Origin of the sequence: Actinophytocola sp., from assembly GCF_036002505.1 — a bacterium.
Lineage (GTDB): Bacteria > Actinomycetota > Actinomycetes > Mycobacteriales > Pseudonocardiaceae > DASYTH01.
In genome coordinates this window covers 1-19,785 of record NZ_DASYTH010000174.1, presented here as the reverse complement: position 1 = coordinate 19,785, position 19,785 = coordinate 1, and the positions used below count along the sequence as shown (strand labels likewise).

20 protein-coding genes and 1 pseudogene are annotated in these 19,785 nt (G+C 71.5%); 16 read left to right on the top strand and 5 right to left on the bottom strand.

The window, feature by feature from the left end:
- The first annotated feature begins 13 nt into the window (after positions 1–13).
- Complete coding sequence (locus VGR06_RS14850; RefSeq protein ID WP_327559653.1) at positions 14–199, top strand: SAM-dependent methyltransferase; 186 nt, start codon at positions 14–16, stop codon at positions 197–199.
- A 270-nt stretch (positions 200–469) separates the two neighbouring features.
- Here VGR06_RS14850 and VGR06_RS14845 read toward each other — a convergent pair whose 3' ends face one another.
- A complete protein-coding gene (locus tag VGR06_RS14845; protein WP_327559651.1) occupies positions 470–1,054 on the bottom strand; it encodes a hypothetical protein in 585 nt (194 codons plus the stop codon).
- A gap of 150 nt (positions 1,055–1,204) precedes the next feature.
- Here VGR06_RS14845 and VGR06_RS14840 point away from each other — a divergent pair, with 150 nt between their 5' ends.
- The 5 genes from VGR06_RS14840 to VGR06_RS14820 are packed head-to-tail and all read left to right on the top strand — an operon-like array spanning position 1,205 to position 7,066.
- Entirely contained in the window at positions 1,205–1,498 is a 294-nt protein-coding gene (locus VGR06_RS14840; RefSeq protein ID WP_327559650.1) for a DUF4342 domain-containing protein, read from the top strand.
- Complete coding sequence (locus VGR06_RS14835) at positions 1,498–3,012, top strand: AAA family ATPase (RefSeq protein WP_327559649.1); 1,515 nt, start codon at positions 1,498–1,500, stop codon at positions 3,010–3,012. The genes VGR06_RS14840 and VGR06_RS14835 overlap by 1 nt, the downstream gene beginning before the upstream one ends.
- Complete coding sequence (locus tag VGR06_RS14830) at positions 3,012–3,698, top strand: CBS domain-containing protein (protein WP_327559648.1); 687 nt, start codon at positions 3,012–3,014, stop codon at positions 3,696–3,698. The genes VGR06_RS14835 and VGR06_RS14830 overlap by 1 nt, the downstream gene beginning before the upstream one ends.
- A gap of 24 nt (positions 3,699–3,722) precedes the next feature.
- A complete protein-coding gene (locus VGR06_RS14825; protein WP_327559647.1) occupies positions 3,723–4,388 on the top strand; it encodes a CBS domain-containing protein in 666 nt (221 codons plus the stop codon).
- A gap of 8 nt (positions 4,389–4,396) precedes the next feature.
- Positions 4,397–7,066 carry a GNAT family N-acetyltransferase gene (locus tag VGR06_RS14820; protein ID WP_327559646.1) on the top strand — a complete coding sequence of 890 codons (2,670 nt, stop codon included), beginning with the start codon at positions 4,397–4,399 and terminating at the stop codon, positions 7,064–7,066.
- 64 nt (positions 7,067–7,130) lie between these two features.
- On the opposite strand, the gene VGR06_RS14815 is transcribed toward VGR06_RS14820, so the two are convergent.
- A complete protein-coding gene (locus VGR06_RS14815; RefSeq protein WP_327559645.1) occupies positions 7,131–8,123 on the bottom strand; it encodes an Acg family FMN-binding oxidoreductase in 993 nt (330 codons plus the stop codon).
- A 9-nt stretch (positions 8,124–8,132) separates the two neighbouring features.
- A complete protein-coding gene (locus VGR06_RS14810) occupies positions 8,133–8,633 on the bottom strand; it encodes a flavodoxin domain-containing protein (RefSeq protein WP_327559644.1) in 501 nt (166 codons plus the stop codon).
- Positions 8,634–8,762: 129 nt separating this feature from the next.
- On the opposite strand from VGR06_RS14810, the gene VGR06_RS14805 reads away from it, so the two are divergent.
- Genes VGR06_RS14805 through VGR06_RS14780 form a run of 6 tightly spaced genes read left to right on the top strand, consistent with a single transcriptional unit; the run spans position 8,763 to position 13,888 of the window.
- Positions 8,763–9,443 carry a DUF4389 domain-containing protein gene (locus tag VGR06_RS14805; RefSeq protein ID WP_414637264.1) on the top strand — a complete coding sequence of 227 codons (681 nt, stop codon included), beginning with the start codon at positions 8,763–8,765 and terminating at the stop codon, positions 9,441–9,443.
- On the top strand, positions 9,440–10,426 hold the full coding sequence (locus VGR06_RS14800) for an Acg family FMN-binding oxidoreductase (protein WP_327559643.1): 987 nt from the start codon (positions 9,440–9,442) through the stop codon (positions 10,424–10,426). Before VGR06_RS14805 ends, VGR06_RS14800 begins: the two co-directional genes overlap by 4 nt.
- The gene (locus VGR06_RS14795; RefSeq protein WP_327559642.1) at positions 10,423–11,400 is read left to right on the top strand and encodes an Acg family FMN-binding oxidoreductase; all 978 of its coding nucleotides are present in this window, start codon (positions 10,423–10,425) and stop codon (positions 11,398–11,400) included. The genes VGR06_RS14800 and VGR06_RS14795 overlap by 4 nt, the downstream gene beginning before the upstream one ends.
- Positions 11,397–11,507 carry a universal stress protein gene (locus VGR06_RS14790; RefSeq protein WP_327559641.1) on the top strand — a complete coding sequence of 37 codons (111 nt, stop codon included), beginning with the start codon at positions 11,397–11,399 and terminating at the stop codon, positions 11,505–11,507. Before VGR06_RS14795 ends, VGR06_RS14790 begins: the two co-directional genes overlap by 4 nt.
- The gene (locus VGR06_RS14785) at positions 11,504–12,106 is read left to right on the top strand and encodes a CBS domain-containing protein (protein ID WP_327559640.1); all 603 of its coding nucleotides are present in this window, start codon (positions 11,504–11,506) and stop codon (positions 12,104–12,106) included. The genes VGR06_RS14790 and VGR06_RS14785 overlap by 4 nt, the downstream gene beginning before the upstream one ends.
- 57 nt (positions 12,107–12,163) lie before the next feature.
- Entirely contained in the window at positions 12,164–13,888 is a 1,725-nt protein-coding gene (locus VGR06_RS14780) for a GAF domain-containing protein (RefSeq protein ID WP_327559639.1), read from the top strand.
- Here VGR06_RS14780 and VGR06_RS14775 read toward each other — a convergent pair whose 3' ends face one another.
- Positions 13,889–14,548, bottom strand: coding sequence for a response regulator transcription factor (locus tag VGR06_RS14775; RefSeq protein ID WP_327559652.1), 660 nt, complete (start codon positions 14,546–14,548; stop codon positions 13,889–13,891).
- A 295-nt stretch (positions 14,549–14,843) separates the two neighbouring features.
- Between VGR06_RS14775 and VGR06_RS14770 the strand changes: the two are divergent.
- From VGR06_RS14770 to VGR06_RS14760, 3 genes and pseudogenes are all read left to right on the top strand, one after another.
- Positions 14,844–15,300 (top strand): annotated as a pseudogene (locus VGR06_RS14770) (polyphosphate kinase 2); the annotation flags it as partial.
- Positions 15,301–15,430: 130 nt separating this feature from the next.
- Positions 15,431–17,800, top strand: a complete 2,370-nt coding sequence (locus VGR06_RS14765) for a phosphoketolase family protein (RefSeq protein WP_327559638.1) — start codon at positions 15,431–15,433, stop codon at positions 17,798–17,800.
- Positions 17,797–18,894: an acetate/propionate family kinase gene (locus VGR06_RS14760; RefSeq protein ID WP_327559637.1), complete on the top strand. Its 1,098-nt coding sequence runs from the start codon at positions 17,797–17,799 to the stop codon at positions 18,892–18,894. Before VGR06_RS14765 ends, VGR06_RS14760 begins: the two co-directional genes overlap by 4 nt.
- Before the next feature lie 173 nt (positions 18,895–19,067).
- Here VGR06_RS14760 and VGR06_RS14755 read toward each other — a convergent pair whose 3' ends face one another.
- A complete protein-coding gene (locus VGR06_RS14755) occupies positions 19,068–19,268 on the bottom strand; it encodes a hypothetical protein (RefSeq protein ID WP_327559636.1) in 201 nt (66 codons plus the stop codon).
- Between the two features lie 209 nt (positions 19,269–19,477).
- Between VGR06_RS14755 and VGR06_RS14750 the strand changes: the two genes are divergently transcribed.
- Positions 19,478–19,669, top strand: coding sequence for a hypothetical protein (locus tag VGR06_RS14750; protein WP_327559635.1), 192 nt, complete (start codon positions 19,478–19,480; stop codon positions 19,667–19,669).
- The last annotated feature ends 116 nt before the right edge of the window (positions 19,670–19,785 follow it).

Below are 19,785 nucleotides of genomic sequence, written 5' to 3'. Positions count from 1 at the left end.
CGTTAACAGCCGACTGATTCTCCGCAGTCGAAGTGAGATCGACGCTCTCTTCGGCGACTTCGAGATGGTCGACCCAGGCACAGTATGGGTGCCGGAGTGGCATCCCGAAGATGCCGGCCCGGCCGCGCCGAATATCTCGTTCCCGACACCAAGCCACTCCGTAGGGTGGGCTGGTGTCGGTCGGAAGGTCGCTCGATAGTCTTCACCGTCGCCTCCACTACGACACGAGCACTGGCTGGAGTCGTTTGCTGGAGTTGACTGTCGGGCTCGGGCCGGCGCCCGGTACTTCAGCTGGAGACGCCGGCTCCTTGGCCCTGCTCCGGCAAGGCCAGCAGCAGTGACGCCCGGGGCAGGTGATCGCCAACTCTCCCGCAATGCCAGCAGGCTGTCATTGAAACGCTGCTGGCGCATCGAGTTCATGCGGGAACTTACCTTGCTGCGTGTCTGAGGCCCGTCTGGGTCAACGGGATCACCGCCCCGACCCGGCGGTGACCGCGTCGGCCCGCACCGGCTCAGGCTGTCCACTGAGGACGATCGGACCGGCCTGCCGGCTCCACATCGTCCACTCGCCGGTGAGCGACGCGCCGTGCAGCACCGACGGGCTCAGCCGGTCGAGCGCCACGCCCCACCGGTACCCGGTCGCCGGAAGGTACGGGGTGGACTGGGTTCCGGAGAGGCGGATGGTGTCGCCGGGGTCGAGGGTCGTCCAGTCGCCCCGGGCCTGCCAGCCGAGCGGGCCGCCGTACTCGCACCGCGCCTCGAATCGGGACGTTCCGGTGAGCTGAAACCTGATCACCACGAGGATCCGGCCGGAGCCGTGGACCTCGACGAGCCAGGCGCCGGGCAGCGTGCCGGGCAGGTCGAGGCCCGGCGATGCCGTCCGCTGCCGGGGCAGGGGATCGGGTTCGGGCTCGCCGATTCGCCCGGTTCCCCCGCACCGGCCGCAGTCCCGTACGGTCGAACCTCCTGACGGACCGAACAGGTCGGCGAACCGGCCGGTGATCCCGCCCGCGCCGACCCGGCCCAGGCCTCCGCACCATTCGCAGCTGGCCATGTGCACCTCCATCCGTTCGCGATCTCAGTAGGCCACCGCGACGGACGGGGTCGCCAGGGACCAAGGACACCGTCGATCGGGGACGTCCGCCGGTTCGCCGGCCGCTGCGCGCCTGGTGGGCTTTAACCGAGCCGACGAGAGGAGAACGGGATGACGGTCAACCAGGACACCGCGCGGAAGACGATCCGGCTGCGCGGCCAGGAGTTCGTGGACAAGGTGAAGGAGCTGATCCACCAGGGCAACGTGCGCCGCATCGTGATCAAGAACGACCAGGGCCACACGGTGCTGGAGATTCCGGTGACCGCGGGTGTGGTGGCCGCGGTGGTGGCTCCGGTGGTGACCGCGATCGGGGCGATTGCCGCGCTGGCCAACGAGTGGTCCATCGAGGTCGAGCACCACGAGCCGCCGGCCGGGGCCGGCGAGCAGAGCGGTGAGGACGGGTAGTGCGACCGATCGAGGTTCGGGAGACCCACGTCGGCGCGGTGTTCCTCATCGGCGATCGTGCCTACAAGCTGAAGAAGCCGGTGGACGTGGGTTTCCTCGATTTCCGCGGCCGGGAGAGCCGGCTGGCCGCGTGCCGCAAGGAGGTGCGGCTCAACCGGCGGCTCGCGCCGGACGTCTACCTCGGCATCGCCGATGTGTCCGGTGTGGACGGTAGGCCGGCGGATCACCTGGTGGTGATGCGGCGGATGCCGGACGACCGCCGGCTCAGCACGCTGGTCGGTGCGGGCGTCCCGGTGCGGGACGAGATCGTTCGGCTGGCCCGTCTGATCGCCGCGTTCCACGCCACGGCCCGCCGCGGTCCGGAGATCTCCGTGGAGGGTACTCGGGACGCGCTGCGGGCGCGCTGGACGGCCAGCTTCGCCCAGGTCGACGAGGTTCGGGGTGAGGTGCTCGAGGACGCGACGGTGACCGAGATCCAACTGTCCACACTGGACTTCCTGGCGGGCCGGGCACCGCTGTTCGACGATCGCGTGGCCGCCGGCCGGATCGTGGACGGTCACGGTGACCTGCTCGCCGACGACATCTTCTGCCTCGGCGACGGGCCGAGGGTGCTGGACTGCCTGGAGTTCGACGACCGGCTGCGCTACCTCGACGGGCTCGACGACATCGCCTTTCTGGCCATGGACCTGGACCGCCTCGGCGCCCCGGACCTGGGAACGCTGCTGCTGGACCGGTACGCGGAGTTCTCCGGCGACCCGGCCCCGGCGGCGCTGCGCGAGCACTACCTGGCCTACCGGGCGTTCGTCCGGGTGAAGGTCGCCTGCCTGCGGCACGCCCAGGGCGACCCCGCGGCCGCCGCGCAGGCCCGCACGTACGCCGCGATCACGGTGCGGCACCTGCGAAAGGGGCAGGTGCGGCTGGTGGTCGTCGGCGGGCTGCCGGGCACCGGCAAGACCACCCTGGCCGGGTGCCTTGCCGACGAGTTGGGCGCGGCGCTGCTGTCCAGCGACCGGGTGCGCAAGGAGCTCGCCGGCCGCACCCCGACCGACCCCGCGCCGGCGCCCTACCTGAACGGCATCTACACGCCGGCGCACACCGAACGGGTCTACCGCGAGCTGCTGCACCGTGCCGAGGAGTTGCTGGCGCGCGGCGAATCCGTGGTGCTGGACGCGTCCTGGACCGCGGCCGGGCACCGCGACGCGGCCCGGGCGGTGGCCGGGCGGTCCCGCAGCCGGCTCGTCGAGCTTCGGTGCGAGGCGCCGGCCGAGGTCACCGCCGCCCGGCTGCTCGGCCGAACCGGGTCGATCTCCGACGCGGTTCCGGCGGTGGCCGCGGCCATGGTCATGGACCCGTGGCCGGAGGCGACCGTGGTGGCGACCGCCGGTTCACCGGCCGCGGCGCTGCGGGCCGTCGGGCCTTTGGTCGGTGCTGCCGAGGGAACTGGTGCCCTGCCACCCGGCCGCGACCCGGCGTTGGCTGAACGCGGAGGCCCGACGAACGCGAGGAGGCTGTGATGCGGGAACCGACCGTGTCCTCGGTGATGACCACGAACGTGATCAGCATCGGACCGGAGACACCGTTCAAGGAGATCGTGGCGACGCTGACCGGCAACGGCATCAGCGCGGTGCCCGTGATCGGCCCCAACAGCACGCTCATCGGCGTCGTGTCCGAGGCCGACGTGTTGCCCAAGCAGGAGTTCCACGGCGGGGCGGACCCCGTGCCGCACGGCGTTCCCCGGCGCCGCACCCGATGGTTCCGCTCGCTGGCGTTCTGCGCTGCCGAGTTGATGACCACCCCGGTGTTCACGATCGGGCCCGGCGAGCCGGTCACGCTGGCCGCGCGCCGGATGGCCGAGAAGAAGGTGCGCCGGCTGTTCGTGGTCGACGACGACGAACTGGTCGGTGTGGTGTCCCGGCGCGACGTGCTCGGCATGTTCCTGCGCGCGGACGACGAGATTCTCGCCGACATCCGGGAGCGGGTGCTGCGCCGGGAGTTCGGCCTGGACCCGGCCGCGGCGGTGCACGTCGACGTGCGCGACGGAGTGGCCACAGTGGACGGAGAGCTGGCCCGGCGCAGTGAGCTCGACCTGATCACCCGGCTCATCCAGGCGGTGCCCGGGGTGGTCGGCGTGCGGAGCACGCTGCGCTACCGCACCGACGACCTGGAGCCGACCGGCATGTGGACCGGGTTCAGCCCGTAGTTGTTGCGAGGGAAGGAGAGCGTGATGCGTGAGCCTACCGTGGGGTCGGTGATGACCAGTCCGGTGATCACCGTGCCCCCCGCCACGCCGTACAAGGACGTGGTCGCCCTGCTGGCCGGAAAACGGATCAGCGCGGTGCCCGTCGTCGACGAGCACGGCCGCCCGCTCGGCGTGGTGTCCGAGGCGGATGCGCTGGCCAAGCAGGAGTTCCACGGCGGCGCCGACCCGGTGCCGTGGTGGCCGCGCCGCTGGGCCCGCTGGCACAAGGCGTCCGGCGCGACCGCGGCCGACCTGATGACCTCGCCCGCGCTCACGATCGGCGCCGACGAGCCCGTCACCCAGGCTGCCCGCCGGCTCGCCGGGAAGCGGGTGCGCCGGCTGTTCGTGGTCGGCACCGATGGCGCGGTCACCGGTGTGGTGTCCCGCCACGACGTGCTCACCACGTTCCTGCGCGCGGACGACGAGATCCGGACCGATGTCGAGGAGAACGTGCTGCGCCGCGGCATGTGGGTGATCCCCGGCACCGTCACCGTGGCGGTCACCGACGGCGTGGTCACCCTGGACGGCGCGCTCGATCACCGCAGCGCCGTCCAGGTCGCCGAACGCCTCACCCAGGCCGTCACCGGCGTGGTCGGCGTGCACAACAACCTGAGCTACGACATCGACGACACGGCCGCGGCCGGGCTGTGAGAGAGACGATGACCGCGACGATCGGCGCCGGTGTGCGGGCGCTGCTGGCTGACGGACGTGTCGTGCAGGTCCGGGAACCGCGGCCCGAGGACGAGGCCGAGATGCTCGACCTGCACGCGCGACTGTCCGAACGCGACCATTACCTCAGGTTCTTCGGGCCGACGTCGGGCCTGGACCTGGTCGCGCGGCGGATCACCCGGGCCGATGGCGGCAGCCATGCCGCGCTGGGTGCTTGGCTGGACGGGGTGCTGATCGGGGTGGCCAACTACGAGGTGCTCCGCACCGACCTGGCCGCCGCGGAGATCGCTCTGGTCGTGGACGGCACGGCGCAGGCGCACGGGGTGGGCACGTTGCTGCTGGAGCATCTGGCGTCGGTGGGTCGGGCCCGCGGGCTGCGCCGGTTCGTGGCCGAGGTGCTGGCCGAGAACCACCGGATGATCAAGGTTTTCGTCGACGCCGGCCTCGGTTACCGGGCGTCGTTCGACGGGCCCGAACGGCATGTGGAGATCTCGCTGGAGCCGGACGAGAGGTACCTGGACGCGGTCGCGGAGCGGGAGCGGGTGGCCGACGTGGCCAGCCTCGGTGCGGTGCTGCGGCCGGAGTCGGTCGTCGTGGTCGGTGCCGGGCGGCGACCCGGATCGGTGGGCAACGCGGTGCTGCGCAACCTGCGCGCCGCCGGCTTCACCGGAATACTGACCGCGGTCAACCCGCACGCCGACCACGTTGCCGGCGTGCCGTGCTGGCCGTCGGTCGCCGATATCCCCGAGGTGCCCGACCTGGCCGTCATCTGCGTGCCGGCCGCGGCGGTGCCGGACGCGGTCGAGCAGTGCGGGCGGCACGGGATCCGGGCCGCGGTGGTGATCTCGGCGGGGCTGAGCGGATCCGAGCTCGGCACCGGGGTGCTCGACGCGGTGCGCCGGCACGGCATGCGCCTGGTCGGGCCGAACTGCGTCGGCGTGGTCAACACCGACCCCGCGGTGTACCTGGACGCCACGTTCGCCCGCGGGGCCGCCCCGGCCGGGCGGGTCGGCGTGGTCACCCAGTCCGGCGGCGTGGGCATCGCGCTGATGGAAGTGTTGCGCCAGTTGGGTCTTGGCGTCTCCACGCTGGTGTCCACAGGGGACAAGTACGACGTGAGCGGCAACGACCTGCTGCTGTGGTGGCAGGGCGACCCGGGCACCGACCTCGCGGTGCTGTACCTGGAGTCGTTCGGCAACCCGCGCAAGTTCGCCCGCACGGCTCGGAACCTGGCTCGCACCAAGCCGGTGCTGGCGGTGCGCCCGGCGGGCAGCGAGGTCGCCCAACGCGCCGCCGCCTCGCACACCGCTTCGGCGGCCACCCCCGCGGTCACCCGGGACGCGCTGTTCGAGCAGGCCGGCGTGATCGCGGTGGACACGGTCAGCGAGCTGGTGGACCTGATCGCCGCGCTGTCCTGGCACCCGCTGCCCGCGGGGAACCGGGTCGCCGTGCTGAGCAACGCCGGCGGCTCCGGCGTCCTCGCCGCCGACGCCTGTGTCCACAATGGACTCATTGTTGCCGCGCTGGCACCCGGGACCGTGGCCGCGCTGCGCCGCTTGCTGCCCGAGCAGGCCAGCGTGCACAACCCGGTCGACACGACCGCCACCGTGGACGCGCCCACGTTCGCGGCCTGCCTGGACGTGCTGCTGCGGGCCGCCGAGGTCGACGCGATCATCGCCGCCGGAGTGCCGACCGCGCTGGGTGACCCGGTCACCGCGGTCGCCTCCCTCACCGAGCCCCCGGGCAAGCCGGTGCTGGTGGTGCGGCCGGGGCAGCTCGCCTCGGTCACCGGCCTGCCCGGGACCGCGTTCCCGGCCGCCGCCTGCTACGCCGACCCGGCCGCGGCCGCCGCGGCGCTGGCCCGGGTCGCCCGCTACGCGACCTGGCGGCGCGAACCCGCCGGTCAGCTCCCGGACCTCGCCGGCCTCGACGTGCCGGGCGCCATCGCCCTGGTCCGCGCCCGCCTGGCCACCGACCCGGCCGGCGGCTGGCTCGACCCGGTGGACGTCACCGCGCTGCTGGACTGCTTCGGCATCCCGATGGTGCGCTCCATCCTCGCCGAGGACGCCGCCGCCGCGGTCGGCGCCTGGCGCTCGATCGGCGGGCCGGTGGTGATCAAGGCGATCGCCGACCAGGTCCTGCACAAGAGCGCGGCCGGCGGCGTCATCCTCGACGTCCGCGACGAGCCCGCGGTCCGCGCCGCCGCCGGCACGCTGACCCACCGGTTCGGTACCGCGCTGCGCGCCATGCAGGTCCAACCCATGGTGCCGCACGGCCGCGAGCTGATCGTCGGGGTCAGCTCCGACGAGTTGTTCGGCCCGCTGGTCGTGTTCGGCCTCGGCGGCACCGACACCGACCTCATCGCCGACCGCACCGCCCGGCTCACCCCACTGTCCGACGCCGACGCCGAACGCATGGTCCACGCCCTGCGCGGCTCCCCAACCCTGTTCGGCCCGGCCGCGAAGAACCCGTTGCCCACCAACGACATCACCGACATCCTGCTCCGCGTCGCGCGCCTCGCCGAACTCCTCCCCGAGGTCACCGAGCTCGACCTCAACCCCCTCACCCTCACCGGCACCGGCTGCCTCGCCCTCGATGCCCGAATCCGCATCGAACCCCGCCACCCCACCGACCCCTACCTCCGCCGCCTCCGCGCCTGAGGTCGAATGCCATGAAGGACCCCTTCGGGGCACCCAGCGTCCCGAAGGGGTCCTTCATCGCATTTCACTCCAGCGCCCCGATGACCTCGCCCAGTGCCCGCCGCGGGCTCTGCGGCAACGGTTCGGCGGACGTGGGCGCCCAGCCGATGCGCAGGATCAGCTGCGGCACGGCGGCGCCGTCGAGGACCAGGTCCTGGATGGCGGCCCGGATGTCGGCGACCTCGAGAGCCTGGGACAGCGGGCAGCCGGCCAGGCGCAGGTCGGTGGCGGTGAGCAGCACGGCGCTGGCCGCCTCGCCGGCCCGCAGCCGGGATCGCGGGTCGTCGTCCGGGGTGGCCAGCAGGAGCAGCTCGCCGGCGTCGTCCTCGTATTTGTCTACTGTGGACTCGATGAGGGTGCCGCGGGGGAACGTCCGCATCCGGGTGTCGCCGCGGAAGCCCGGTTGGCCCGGCGAGCTGGCGGCCAGGACGCCGTCCCCGGCCACGCTGCTGCGCCCGGTCCAGGCGGCGAGCTCCGCGCCGTATTCCGGTCCGGCCTCCTGTCGGGTGGCGGCCTCGGCGATGGCGCGCACCAGATGGTTGCGGACGCGGGCGTCGGTGACCGGGACCAGCAGGGCACCGGCCCGGCTGGCGCGCCGCATCATCAGCTCCAGGTGCCCGGACGGCACCGCCCAGGAGGTGAACGACCGGCGGTCGGTTCGGCGCTGCGGGATCGCGGCCGCGAGCGCGATGTCCTCCTCGGACGGAACGTGCGGGCGCGGTTCGAGCGCGGCGAGGTGGGTGGGGTCGGCCGGGTTGGGGATGCGGTGCACCTCGCCGGCCCAGCCGAGCGCGGCCAGCCCGACCCGCAGGTGGTGCAGCGCGGCGCCGCAGCTGATCAGCAGGTCCCGGCCGTCGGGGTCGGTGACTGGTAGGTGACGCCTCCAGTCGGCCATGAGGTGCACCGTGCTGTCGCCGAGCAGCCACCGCCACGGCTGGGTGTTGTGCACCGACGGTGCCCGGGTGGCCAGGGCGATCGCGCCGCGCACGGTCTCATGATCGGGTCGGGTGGTGGTCATCGTTTTCGCCTATCCCTGGGTCTTGGCGGCGGTCAGCGCGTTGGCGATCTGTCCCGCCCAGGCACGGATCTCGTCGAAGTCGCGGGAGTCGCCGGGCATCCGCTTGGCCAGCGTCCGGTCGAAGAACCCGGTCGCCAGGGCCGGGTCGAGCTTGCCGCCGAACACCGCCGGCGGTTCGGCGCCGATCCGGCTGGCGCGCTTGCGGCCGCCGGGGGAGGCCACGATCTTCTCGGGCCGTTTGCCGACCCAGCCGCTTTCGAACAGCCACACCGGATGGCGGGCCAGCTCGCCGGCGTGCTGCCGGACGTACCGGGTGGCTTCCGGCCGCCACCGGGCTGCGTAGACCGCGCTGCCCAGCACGACCGCGTCGTAGTAGCCGGGCGAGTCGGCCTCGCGGACGTTGCGCACCTCGGCCTTGAGGCCGTGCTCGTGCAGCTCCGCGCCGATCGCCTCGGCGATGTCCTTCGTGGATCCCATCTTGCTGGCGTAGGCCACTAGTACTCGTGTCATGACTTCACCCTGCGCCGCGAGCCGTTGCGGCGGCAGGGGAGGAGGCCCTGCGGGAGAAGGGACCTCGGTCCCCGGCCGGCGGCCCCAACTGCTCTGGCCGATCGTCGCGCTGCGGGAGAACGTGGCAGTGTGACGACAACGTTCTCTTCGACACGACTCGAGGCCCGGCTCGACGGCGAGCTGAACCGGGGCCTGTGGCTGGTCAAGTGGCTGCTGCTGATCCCGCACCTGATCGTGCTCACGTTGCTGTGGCTGGCTTTCACGGTGCTGACCGTGGTCGCGTTCTTCGCCATCCTGTTCACCGGGCGGTATCCGCGGCCGATCTTCGAGTTCAACCTCGGGGTGCTGCGCTGGACCTGGCGGGTGTGGTTCTACGGCTACTTCGCCCTGGGCACCGACCGGTACCCGCCGTTCAGTCTCGGAGCGGAGCCGGACTGTCCGGCGACCCTGGACCTTCCCTGTCCCGAGCGGCTCTCCCGCGGGCTGGTGCTGGTGAAGTGGTGGCTGCTGGCGCTGCCGCACTACCTGGTGACCGCGTTCTTCTTCGGCGGCCCGTTCGTGGTGTGGCGCTTCGGTGGCGGTCTGGTCACCGTGCTGGTGCTGATCGCCGGCGTGGCGTTGCTGTTCACCGGCCGCTACCCGCGCGGGATCTTCGACCTCGTCCTGGGCATGAACCGCTGGATGTTCCGCGTCGGCGTCTACACCGCACTGATGACCGACGAGTACCCACCGTTCCGAATGGACCTCGGCGCGACCGAGGCGCCCGAGGACGGGGCGGACGGCCAGCAGAAGGCAGGAGTTGAACCATGAGCACCACCGAGTCGTCCGTTACGGCGGCGATCGAGGCCGCGCTGCACGCGGCGGTCCGGGCACCGTCGCCGCACAACACCCAGCCGTGGCGGTTCGAGACCGGCGCCCAGCACATCGACCTGCTGCTCGACCGGGAGCGGGTGCTGGCGGTGGCCGACCCCGACGCCCGGGAGGCCCGGCTGTCCTGCGGCGCGGCGCTGCTCAACCTCCGGCTGGCGCTGCGCGCCGCCGGCCGGAGCGTGCGCTACGACCTGCTTCCGGACCGCGAACGGCCGGACCTGCTGGCCACGGCATGGATCACCGGAGCCCGCGTGCCCAGCCCCGAGCACCAGGTGCTCGCCGCCGCGATCGAGCGCCGCGCGACACACCGCCACCCGTTCACCGAGCGTGCGGTGCCACCCCATCAGCGCTCGGCCCTGGTCCGCGCGGCCGACCTCGAAGGCGGCCGGCTGCTCCTGCTGGACCGGCCGAGCGACCTGGACGCGTTCGCCGGGCTGCTGCGCCGCGCCGACCACTTGCAGGAACAGGATCCGGAGTTCCAGCAGGAGTTGATGCGCTGGACGGCCACTCACGCCGGCCGTGAGGACGGTGTGCCGCGCTCGGCCGGGGGTCCGCGCCCGGCCGGCGGCAGCGTCCTCAAGATCCGCGCCTACGACGCCCATGAGTCCACTATGGAGCGACCGTTCGAGCAGGACCCGCTCGTCGTCCTGCTGGCCACCCAGCTCGACACGCCGCTCGACCAGCTTCGCGCCGGGCAGGCGATGCAGCGCGTGCTGCTCACCGCGACCGTCGAAGGCCTCCGCGCGTCCTTCCTGTCCCAACCCACGGAGATCCCCGCGACCCGAGCCGCGCTCCGCGAGCTCATCGGCGGCCGGCTGCACCCGCAAACCGTGTTGCGGGTGGGGTACGGCTACGCCACGCCACGCACGCCCCGCCGGCCAGCCCACACGGTCACCGCCACGAGCGCGGAGCCACGGCCATGAACGGCTGGAGCCGGCACGAGGTCGCCGTGGTGGCGGAGGCGGTGCGCCGGGCCCCGTCGGTGCACAACACCCAGCCCTGGGTGGTGGAGTTCCACGACGGCGGCATCGCCCTGTTCGAGCGGCTGGACCTCACCCTGCCGCAGCACGATCCGGCCGGCCGGGACCGGTTGATCTCCTGCGGCGCCGCGCTGGCCAATGTGGTGCTGGCGCTGCGGATCCTCGGCCGGGACACGCGGACCTCGCTGTTTCCCGACCCCCTCCGACCCGACCAGGTGGCCCGCATCGCGGTCACCGGCCGGCGTCAACCATCCACTCTGGACAGAGACCGGTACGCGGCGATCCCGCTGCGGCGCAGCCACCGCGGCCCCTTCACCGGCAAGCTGGTTCCGGAGGACCTGTGCCACGCCCTGGTGTCGGCGACGGCCGCCGGCGGTGTGCAGGTCCGGCCGGTGGGCCGGCCCGGCGAGACCGCGGCGGTCGCCGGCCTGCTCGACCACAGCGCGCTGGCGCTGCGGCAGGACCGCGGCTACCAGCGCGAGCTGGCGGCGTGGACGAACGACCGGCCCGACCACCATCCCGGCGGTGGCGTCCCCACACCCACGCCCACCTACGACACGCTGCCCTGGGCCGGGCTGGTGCGCACCACCACGTCCCTGCCCGACCTGAGCACGCTGGCCGCGCGGTTGGACCGGGAACACCTGCTGCTGGTGCAAACCCCCGACGACGGCCCGGCCGACCACGTGCACGCCGGGCAGGCCGTCCAGGACACCTGGCTGGCCGCGACGCACGCCGGCCTGGCCGGCGCGGTGCTCACCCAGCCACTGCACGTGCCCGAGGTGCGCGCCGGCCTGATCGAGCGGCTCGGCCTGCCCGGGTTCCCGCAGGCGCTGCTGCGGTTCGGCTACCCGGCCGGCACGACGCCGCGCAGCCCCCGGGTTCCAGTCGCCGACCTGATCCGAGAGGAGTTCCCATGAACGACGGCAGACCTGTCTTCGGCTCCACCAGCCAGCATCTGCTGCACCACGCGCCGTGCCCGGTCGCCGTGGTGCGCACCGAACCGGACAAGGAGGAACCGCGATGAGAGCGCGGGACGTGATGAGCCGCCCGGTGGTCAGCGTCGACCCGCACACCACGGTGCGCGAGGCCGTCACGGTGCTCACCGAGCACGGGTTCGGCGCCGTTCCGGTGGTGGACGAGCTGGGTCACGTCGTCGGCATCTTCAGCGAGTCCGACGCCGTGCGCACCACGATGTCTACTGTGGACGGCCGGGATCGCCGGAACGACGCGGTATCGACCACGATGACCGCTCCCGTCGAGGTGGTCACGCCGGGGACCGCCATCACCACGGTGGCCGAGCGCATGCTGGCCGGCCGGCTGCGCTGCCTGCCCGTGGTGGAGGAGGGCCTGCTGGTCGGCGTGGTCGCCCGCCGCGACCTGCTGCGCACCCTGGTGCGCGACGACGACGTCATCGGCGCCAGCGTCCGCGCCCTGCTCGACGACTACGCAGGCAGCCGGCGGCGCTGGAACATCGAGGTCACCGGCGGCAAGGTGGTCATCAGCGGCGAGTTCGCGGATCAGGCCGAGCGGTCCGTGGTGGCCGCGCTGGCCCGTACCGCGCCCGGCGTGACCGGCGTCGACCTGAGCCGGACCACCGGCGTCTCGCTCGCCTGGGAGGACTGAGCGTCGTGGGGTCGATATGCCCTTCCCGGCGGCAAAACCCCATGCCAGGGTGGAGCCGTGGACGAACACGCCCGGTTGGAGGCGCCCACCCCGGCCCGCGCGTCGCTGGCCGGGCTGCGGCTCGACGAGCTGCTCGGTGAGGTGCAGGACCGGCTGGTCGAGATCGTCCGCACCCGGGACCGGATGCAGGGCCTGCTGGACTCGGTGCTCGCGGTCGGCGCCGGCTTGGAGCTGGACGGCACCCTGCAGCGGATCATCCAGACCGCGGTCGAGCTGGTCGACGCCCGCTACGGCGCGCTGGGCGTGCTCGGCGAGCGGGGCGGCCTGTCCCAGTTCGTCTACGTCGGCATCGACCAGGAGACCCGGGCGCGGATGGGCCACCTGCCCGAGGGCAAGGGGCTGCTCGGTGAGCTGATCGAGCACCCGCACCCGATCCGCCTGCCCGACCTGACCGAGCATCCCGCCTCGGCGGGGTTCCCGGCCAACCACCCGCCGATGCGCAGCTTCCTCGGTGTGCCGATCCGGGTGCGCGACGAGGTGTTCGGCAACCTCTACCTGACCGAGAAGAAGGGCGCGGCCGAGTTCACCGCCGACGACGAGGTGGTGCTGCAGGCGCTCGCCGGCGCCGCCGGCATCGCCATCGAGAACTCCCGGCTGTTCGAAGAGTCGCGGATGCGGGAGCGCTGGCAGCGGGCCTCCGCGCGGGTCAACGCGCTGCTGCTCGGCGGCGCGTCGGGCGACGAGGCCATGCGGCTGATCGTCGAACAGGTCCTTGAACTGTCCACATCGGACTGTGCGCTCATTCTGCTGACGACCGGTGACGCTCGGGAGGAGCTGGTGGTGCGGGCGGTCGCCGGGGAGCACGGGCAGTGGCTGTCCGGTGCGGTCATCAGGACGGCTGAGCCCGCGATCGTCGAGGTGGTCACCGACGGCACCCCTACGCTGATCCCCGACCTGACGCACGTAATGCTGGACGGGCTGGGGATTGACGCCGACGAGTACGGACCGGCGCTCGCGGTGCCGCTGGGCGCGGTCGACCGCGTCAGCGGCGTCCTGCTCGCGCTGCGCACCAAGGGGGCCGCGCAGTTCGCCCAGGAGCAGGTGCCCCTGTTGGCCTCGTTCGCCGACCAGACGGCGCTGGCGCTGGAGTTGGCCGACAAGCAGCGCACGCAGCGTCAGCTGGATCTGCTCGCCGACCGTGACCGCATCGCCAACGACCTGCACGACCATGTGATCCAGCGGCTCTTCGCCACCGGGATGAGCCTGCAGGGCGGGGTGCGGCGGATCACCGACCCGGAGGCCCGCCGGCGGGTCGTCACCGCGGTCGAACAGCTCGACCAGACCGTGCAGGAGATCCGCACCTCGATCTTCGACCTGCACACCAGCGAAGACGACAGCGCGGTGAGCCTGCGCCGCCGGCTCCTGGACACCGTCGCCGAACTGTCCGGCGACACCGACGTGTCGCCGTCGATCCGGATCGACGGCGCGGTGGACACCCTGGTCCAGGACCAGGAACTGCGCGAGCACGCGGTGGCGGTGCTGCGCGAGGCGGTCAGCAACGCGCTGCGCCACGCCCGGGCCAACGAGATCGTGGTCACCGTCGAGGCCACCGACAGGTTGATCATCGACGTGGTCGACGACGGCATCGGCATCCCGCCCGGCACCGCGCGCAGCGGGCTGCTCGGCATCGAACGCCGCGCCGCGAAATGCGGTGGTACCGCAAGCGTCGGGCCGGGACCACGCGGCGGCACCCGGTTCACCTGGCGGGCACCGCTGAACTGATCAGCCCTCGGGTGGTTCGTCCGGGTCGGGGTTGTTGAGCCGGGCGGCGAGGGCGGCGGCCTGGGTGCGTCGCTGCATGTTCAGCTTGGCGAGTAGGTGGGAGACGTAGTTCTTGACGGTCTTTTCGGCCAGGAAGAGCTTTTCGCCGATCTGCCGGTTGGTCATGCCTTCGCCGATCAGGGTGAATACGGCGTGTTCCTGCTCGGTGAGGTCGGCGAGGGGGTCGCGGTGCTGGCGTTCGCGGCGGATGCGGTTGAGCAGGGCGGTGGTGGTGCGGGGGTCGAGCAGGGAGCCGCCGGTGCCGACGGTGCGGATGGCGTTGAGCAGGTCGGTGCCGAGGACGCGCTTGAGGACGTAGCCGGAGGCGCCGGCCATGATGGCGTCGAAGAGAGCTTCGTCGTCGGCGTAGGAGGTGAGCATGAGGCAGTTGAGTTGGGGCAGGCGTGAGCGTAGTTCGCGGCACAGCTCCACGCCGTTGCCGTCGGCCAGCCGGACGTCCAGCACGGCGACGTCGGGGTTGCTGGCCGGGATCCGGGCCAGCGCTTCGGCTACCGACGCCGCTTCGCCGACCACTTCGAGGTCGGGTTCGTCGGACATGAAGTCGGCGATCCCCCGACGCACGATCTGGTGGTCGTCCACCAGAAAGACCCGAATCATCAGCACCTCCGCCGCTCGTGCCGTCACCACCGACGCTACCGGCATCCGGGGCGCCGGAAACGCGTCAAGGTCCCTCAGGATCAGGGCCGAAGGTCCCTACCCGTCGTCACCGCCGGCTTCGTCGGACACCTGGTGGACGGGCTGGGTGACCGGTCGCGGTGCGGCCCACGGTGTGTTGCCATACCGTCGAAGAACGGAGGCGATGCAGGTGCCCGGCAAACACGGGAAGGCGAGCCTGGACGGCCAGCGGCCGGTGCGGTTGCCGCGCAAGGTGTACGAGACGGAGCTGTTCCGGCTGCGGCACCGCACCCAGTGGTACTTCCAGCGCTACATCGAGCATCTGCCCGCGGCCGGCGAGATCGTGCTGTTCGACCGGAGCTGGTACAACCGCGGCGGGTCGAGCGGGTCATGGGGTTCTGCACCCCGCACGAGTACCAGCGGTTCCTGCACCAGTGCCCGATCTTCGAGCGGCTGCTGGTCGAGGACGGTGTGCTGTTGCGCAAGTACTGGTTCCCGGTCAGCGACGCCGAGCAGGAGAGCCGGTTCCGGGCCCGGCTCGAGGACCCGATGCGCTGCTGGAGACTGTCCACAATGGATCTCGAGTCGATCACCCGGTGGGAGGCCTACTCCGGGCGAAGGACGAGATGTTCGGGCACACCGACATCCCCGAGGCACCGTGGTACGTCGTGGAAAGCGAGGACAAACGTCGGGCGCGGATCAACATGATCGCCCACCTGCTCTCCACCATCCCCTACGCGGGCTCGCTGTGACCGTGGCGCGCCAGGGACGTTGGTCCCGGGTGGCCGTGAGCAGCGGCCCTGCCCGCGCCGGCCGCGCCCACGGTTGGCTGGCGACCGAGGACCCACGCGATGAGGAGCCGAGACGATGACCATGACCGAGGCGAGGCCGACCCCGCTCGGGGCGGACGAGCTGGAACTGATCGATGGGTACTGGCGGGCGGCGAACTACCTGTCGGTGGGGCAGATCTACCTGCTGGACAACCCGCTGCTGCGGGAGCCGCTGCGGGCTGAGCACGTCAAACCGCGGCTGCTCGGCCACTGGGGCACCACACCCGGGCTGAACCTGCTCTACGCGCACATGAACCGGGTGATCAAGGCGCGGGATCTCAACGCGCTGTACGTGACCGGCCCGGGTCATGGCGGCCCGGGGTTGGTGGCCAATGCCTACCTGGAGGGCACCTACAGCGAGGTGTACTCCTCGATCGGCCGCGACGAGGACGGCCTGCGCGCGCTGTTTCGCCAGTTCTCCTTCCCCGGCGGCATTCCCAGCCACGTGGCGCCCGAGACGCCCGGATCGATCCACGAGGGCGGCGAGCTGGGCTACGCCCTGGTGCATGCCTACGGCGCCGCGTTCGACAACCCGGACCTGCTGGTGCTGTGCGTGGTCGGGGACGGCGAGGCGGAGACCGGTCCGCTGGCCGCGTCCTGGCACTCGAACAAGTTCCTCAACCCGGCCACCGACGGCGCCGTGCTGCCGGTGCTGCACCTCAACGGCTACAAGATCGCCAACCCGACCGTGCTGGCCCGCATCCCCGAGGACGAGCTCGCCGCGCTGATGCGCGGCTATGGCCACGAACCGCACTTCGTCACCGGCGACGACCCGATGAACGTGCACCGGCAACTCGCGTCCACATTGGACCGGGTGCTCGACGACATCGCCGCCATCCAGCGCGCCGCCCGGCAGGGAGCCACCGACCGTCCACTGTGGCCGATGATCGTGCTGCGTACCCCCAAGGGATGGACCGGGCCGGACCAGGTCGACGGTGTGCCGGTCGAGGGCACGTTCCGCGCCCATCAGGTGCCGCTGGCCGAAACCCGCAGCAACGCCGAGCACCGCGCGCTGCTCGAGCAGTGGCTGCGCAGCTACCGCCCGGAGGAACTGTTCGACCAGTCCGGTCGCTTGATGCCGGAACTGCAGAACCTTGCGCCGCAAGGAGTCCGGCGGATGAGCGCCAACCCGCACAGCAACGGGGGCCGGTTGCTGCGGGACCTGGTCCTGCCGGACTTCCGTGCCCACGCCGTCACCGTGGACCGTCCCGGCGTCGAGTCCAGCGAAGCCACCCGGGTACTGGGCGGCTTCCTGCGCGAGATCATCGCGCGCAACCCGGACCGGTTCCGGATCATGGGCCCGGACGAGACCGCGTCCAACCGGCTCGGCGCCGTGTTCGACACCACCGACCGCGCCTGGAACGCCATCACACTGCCCGGCGACGATCACCTGTCGCCGGACGGGCGGGTGCTGGAAGTGCTCTCCGAGCACCTGTGCCAGGGCTGGCTCGAGGGCTACCTGCTGACCGGCCGGCACGGCCTGTTCAACTGCTACGAGGCCTTCATCCACATCATCGACTCGATGGTCAACCAGCACGCCAAATGGCTCAAAACCACCCGCACGATCCCCTGGCGCGCCCCCATCGCCTCGCTGAACTACCTGCTGTCCTCCCACGTCTGGCGCCAGGACCACAACGGCTTCTCCCACCAGGACCCCGGGTTCATCGACCACATCGTCAACAAGAAGGCCGAGATCGTCCGGGTGTACCTGCCGCCGGACACCAACACCCTGCTCTCCGTCGCCGACCATTGTCTGCGCAGCCGGCACTACGTCAACGTGATCGTCGCCGGCAAGCAACCCGCGCTCACCTACCTGACCATCGACGAGGCCATCGCGCACTGCACCCGCGGGCTGGGGATCTGGCCCTGGGCCGGCACCACCGACGGCGAGCCCGACGTCGTGCTGGCGTGCGCCGGCGACATCCCCACTCTGGAGACCCTGGCCGCCGCCGACCTGCTCCGCACCCACCTGCCCGAGCTGAAGGTGCGGGTGGTCAACGTGGTGGATCTGATGCGCCTGCAGCCCGACACCGAGCACCCGCACGGACTGTCCGACCGGGATTTCGACGCGCTGTTCACCACCGACCAGCCGGTGATCTTCGCCTACCACGGCTACCCCTGGCTGATCCACCGCCTCACCTACCGTCGCACCAACCACCGCAACCTGCACGTCCGCGGCTACAAGGAGGAAGGCACCACCACCACACCCTTCGACATGGTCATGCTCAACGACCTCGACCGCTTCCACCTCGTCATGGACGTCATCGACCGCGTCCCCACCCTCGGCGGCACCGCCGCGACCCTGCGCCAGCACATGGCCGACGCCCGCCTCGCCGCCCGCCGCTACACCCGCGAACACGGCGAGGACGACCCAGCCATCGCCGGCTGGACCTGGCCGCACCGATGAGGATTCTGGTCGTCAACGCCGGCTCCTCCAGCCTCAAACTGCGCCTGCTCGACCAGCACGACACCCTGCTGCGAAGCGAGGATCTGCCCGCGGGACCAGACGGGTTCGACCTCGCCCGACTCGACGGGGCCCTGGGGGAGTGGCCGGTACCCGATGCGGTCGGCCACCGGGTGGTCCACGGCGGCACCGACTACACCGGCCCGGTCCGCATCGACAACAAGGTGCGGCAACGGCTGGCGGAGCTGACCGACCTCGCCCCGCTGCACCAACCCACATCCCTCGCCGCCATCGACGCCGTCACCACCCGGTTCCCCGACGTGCCCGCCGTGGCCTGCTTCGACACCGCCTTCCACACCACCATCCCCGCCGCGGCCGCCACCTACCCCATACCCAAGGAATGGCGCAATCGCTACGCCATCCGCCGCTACGGCTTCCACGGCCTGTCCCACGCCTACTGCTCCCGCCGCGCCGCGGAACTTGTCGGCCTTCCGCTGCAGGGAGTGCGAATCGTCACCTGCCACCTCGGCGCCGGCGCCTCCCTCACCGCCGTCGCAGGCGGCCGCAGCATCGACACCACCATGGGCTTCACCCCACTCGAAGGCCTGGTCATGGCCACCCGCTCCGGCACCATCGACCCCGGCCTGCTGCTCTGGCTCGAGGAACACGAACACCTCACCCCCCACGACATCGCCACCACCCTCGAACACCACTCCGGCCTCACCGCCCTGGCCGGCACCGGCGACATGCGCACCATCGAAGCCGCCGCCCACCGAGGCGAGGCGGACGCGACCCTCGCCCTCGACGTCTACACCCACCGCCTCGCCGCCGGCATCGCCGCCATGACCGCCACCCTCGGCGGCCTCGACATCCTCGCCTTCACCGGCGGCGTCGGCGAAAACTCACCCACCATCCGGCAAAGAGCCACCGAACGCCTCGCCTTCCTCGGCACCGCCGTCGACCCCGCCCGCAACACCACCGCCCACGGCGACACCAACATCACCGCCACCGGGGCACCCGTGCACACCCTGGTGATCGCCGCCCGCGAAGACCTCCAAATCGCCCACGAAACCCGCCACCTCCTCAGTTCCGGCTGAACCTCCGGACGGACCTCTTGTCCACAGACGACGCTGTCGACCTGCTCGCTCAATGCCTCACCCGCGAGCGCATCGACGCTGAGCCTCGGGCAGCCACGGCTCTGGTCGAGTTGTGTGCACGGCTTCCGCTCGCCTTGAGCATCGCGGCCGCCAGCCACCATCCGGATGCGCCGCTACAGGAGTTGGTCGAGCAACTGCGCGATGAACGGGGCAAGCTCGACCGAAACAAGCGTCCGGCCTCGACCCGCAACTGCTGGTTGGACCACGACCAATCTGCCGAACGAGATCGGGGCCGCCTCCACGTTCGCGACGTTGGGCGCATCAAGGTCCGAAATCACGCCGTCTCGCGCGGAGACGATCGGGGTCCCGATCATGAGCGCGCAGATAGCCTCACACACCCGACGAGCGCAGCTCAATCCATCAGGTCGACCGGCACTGCAGCTGGTCAGCCATCCCGCGCGGGTTGCCCAACGGAGCAGGTCGGCGGTCCAGTCGGCCGGACGCATTCGGCGCAGCGCTCGCCAAGCAGCGATTCGGAGGTGCGGACCAGGGGACGCTCACCAGTGCCCCGGGCACGATCACCGTGTTCGCCCAACGGTGGTGGTCGATTCTGCCGCTGCCGCTGACCGACGACGACCGCGGCTACTGGTGGGAGATCTCCATGCGCCAGATCGAGGTCTCCTGCACGATCGTCTTCGCCCAACCCCGGCATGCCCGCGCCTTCTTCGAGGCTCTGGTCACCGACAACCTCAGGGCCGTTTCAAGATCGTTTTGAGTAGCGGCTCAAGCGGCGGTACCAGGGCTGATGGCGTGCCGGTGGTGCTGGAACCCCCGCAGCAACCGAGTGTCCACTGTGGAGTGAGTGCGACGAAAGCGTCCTTCCTCACGCTC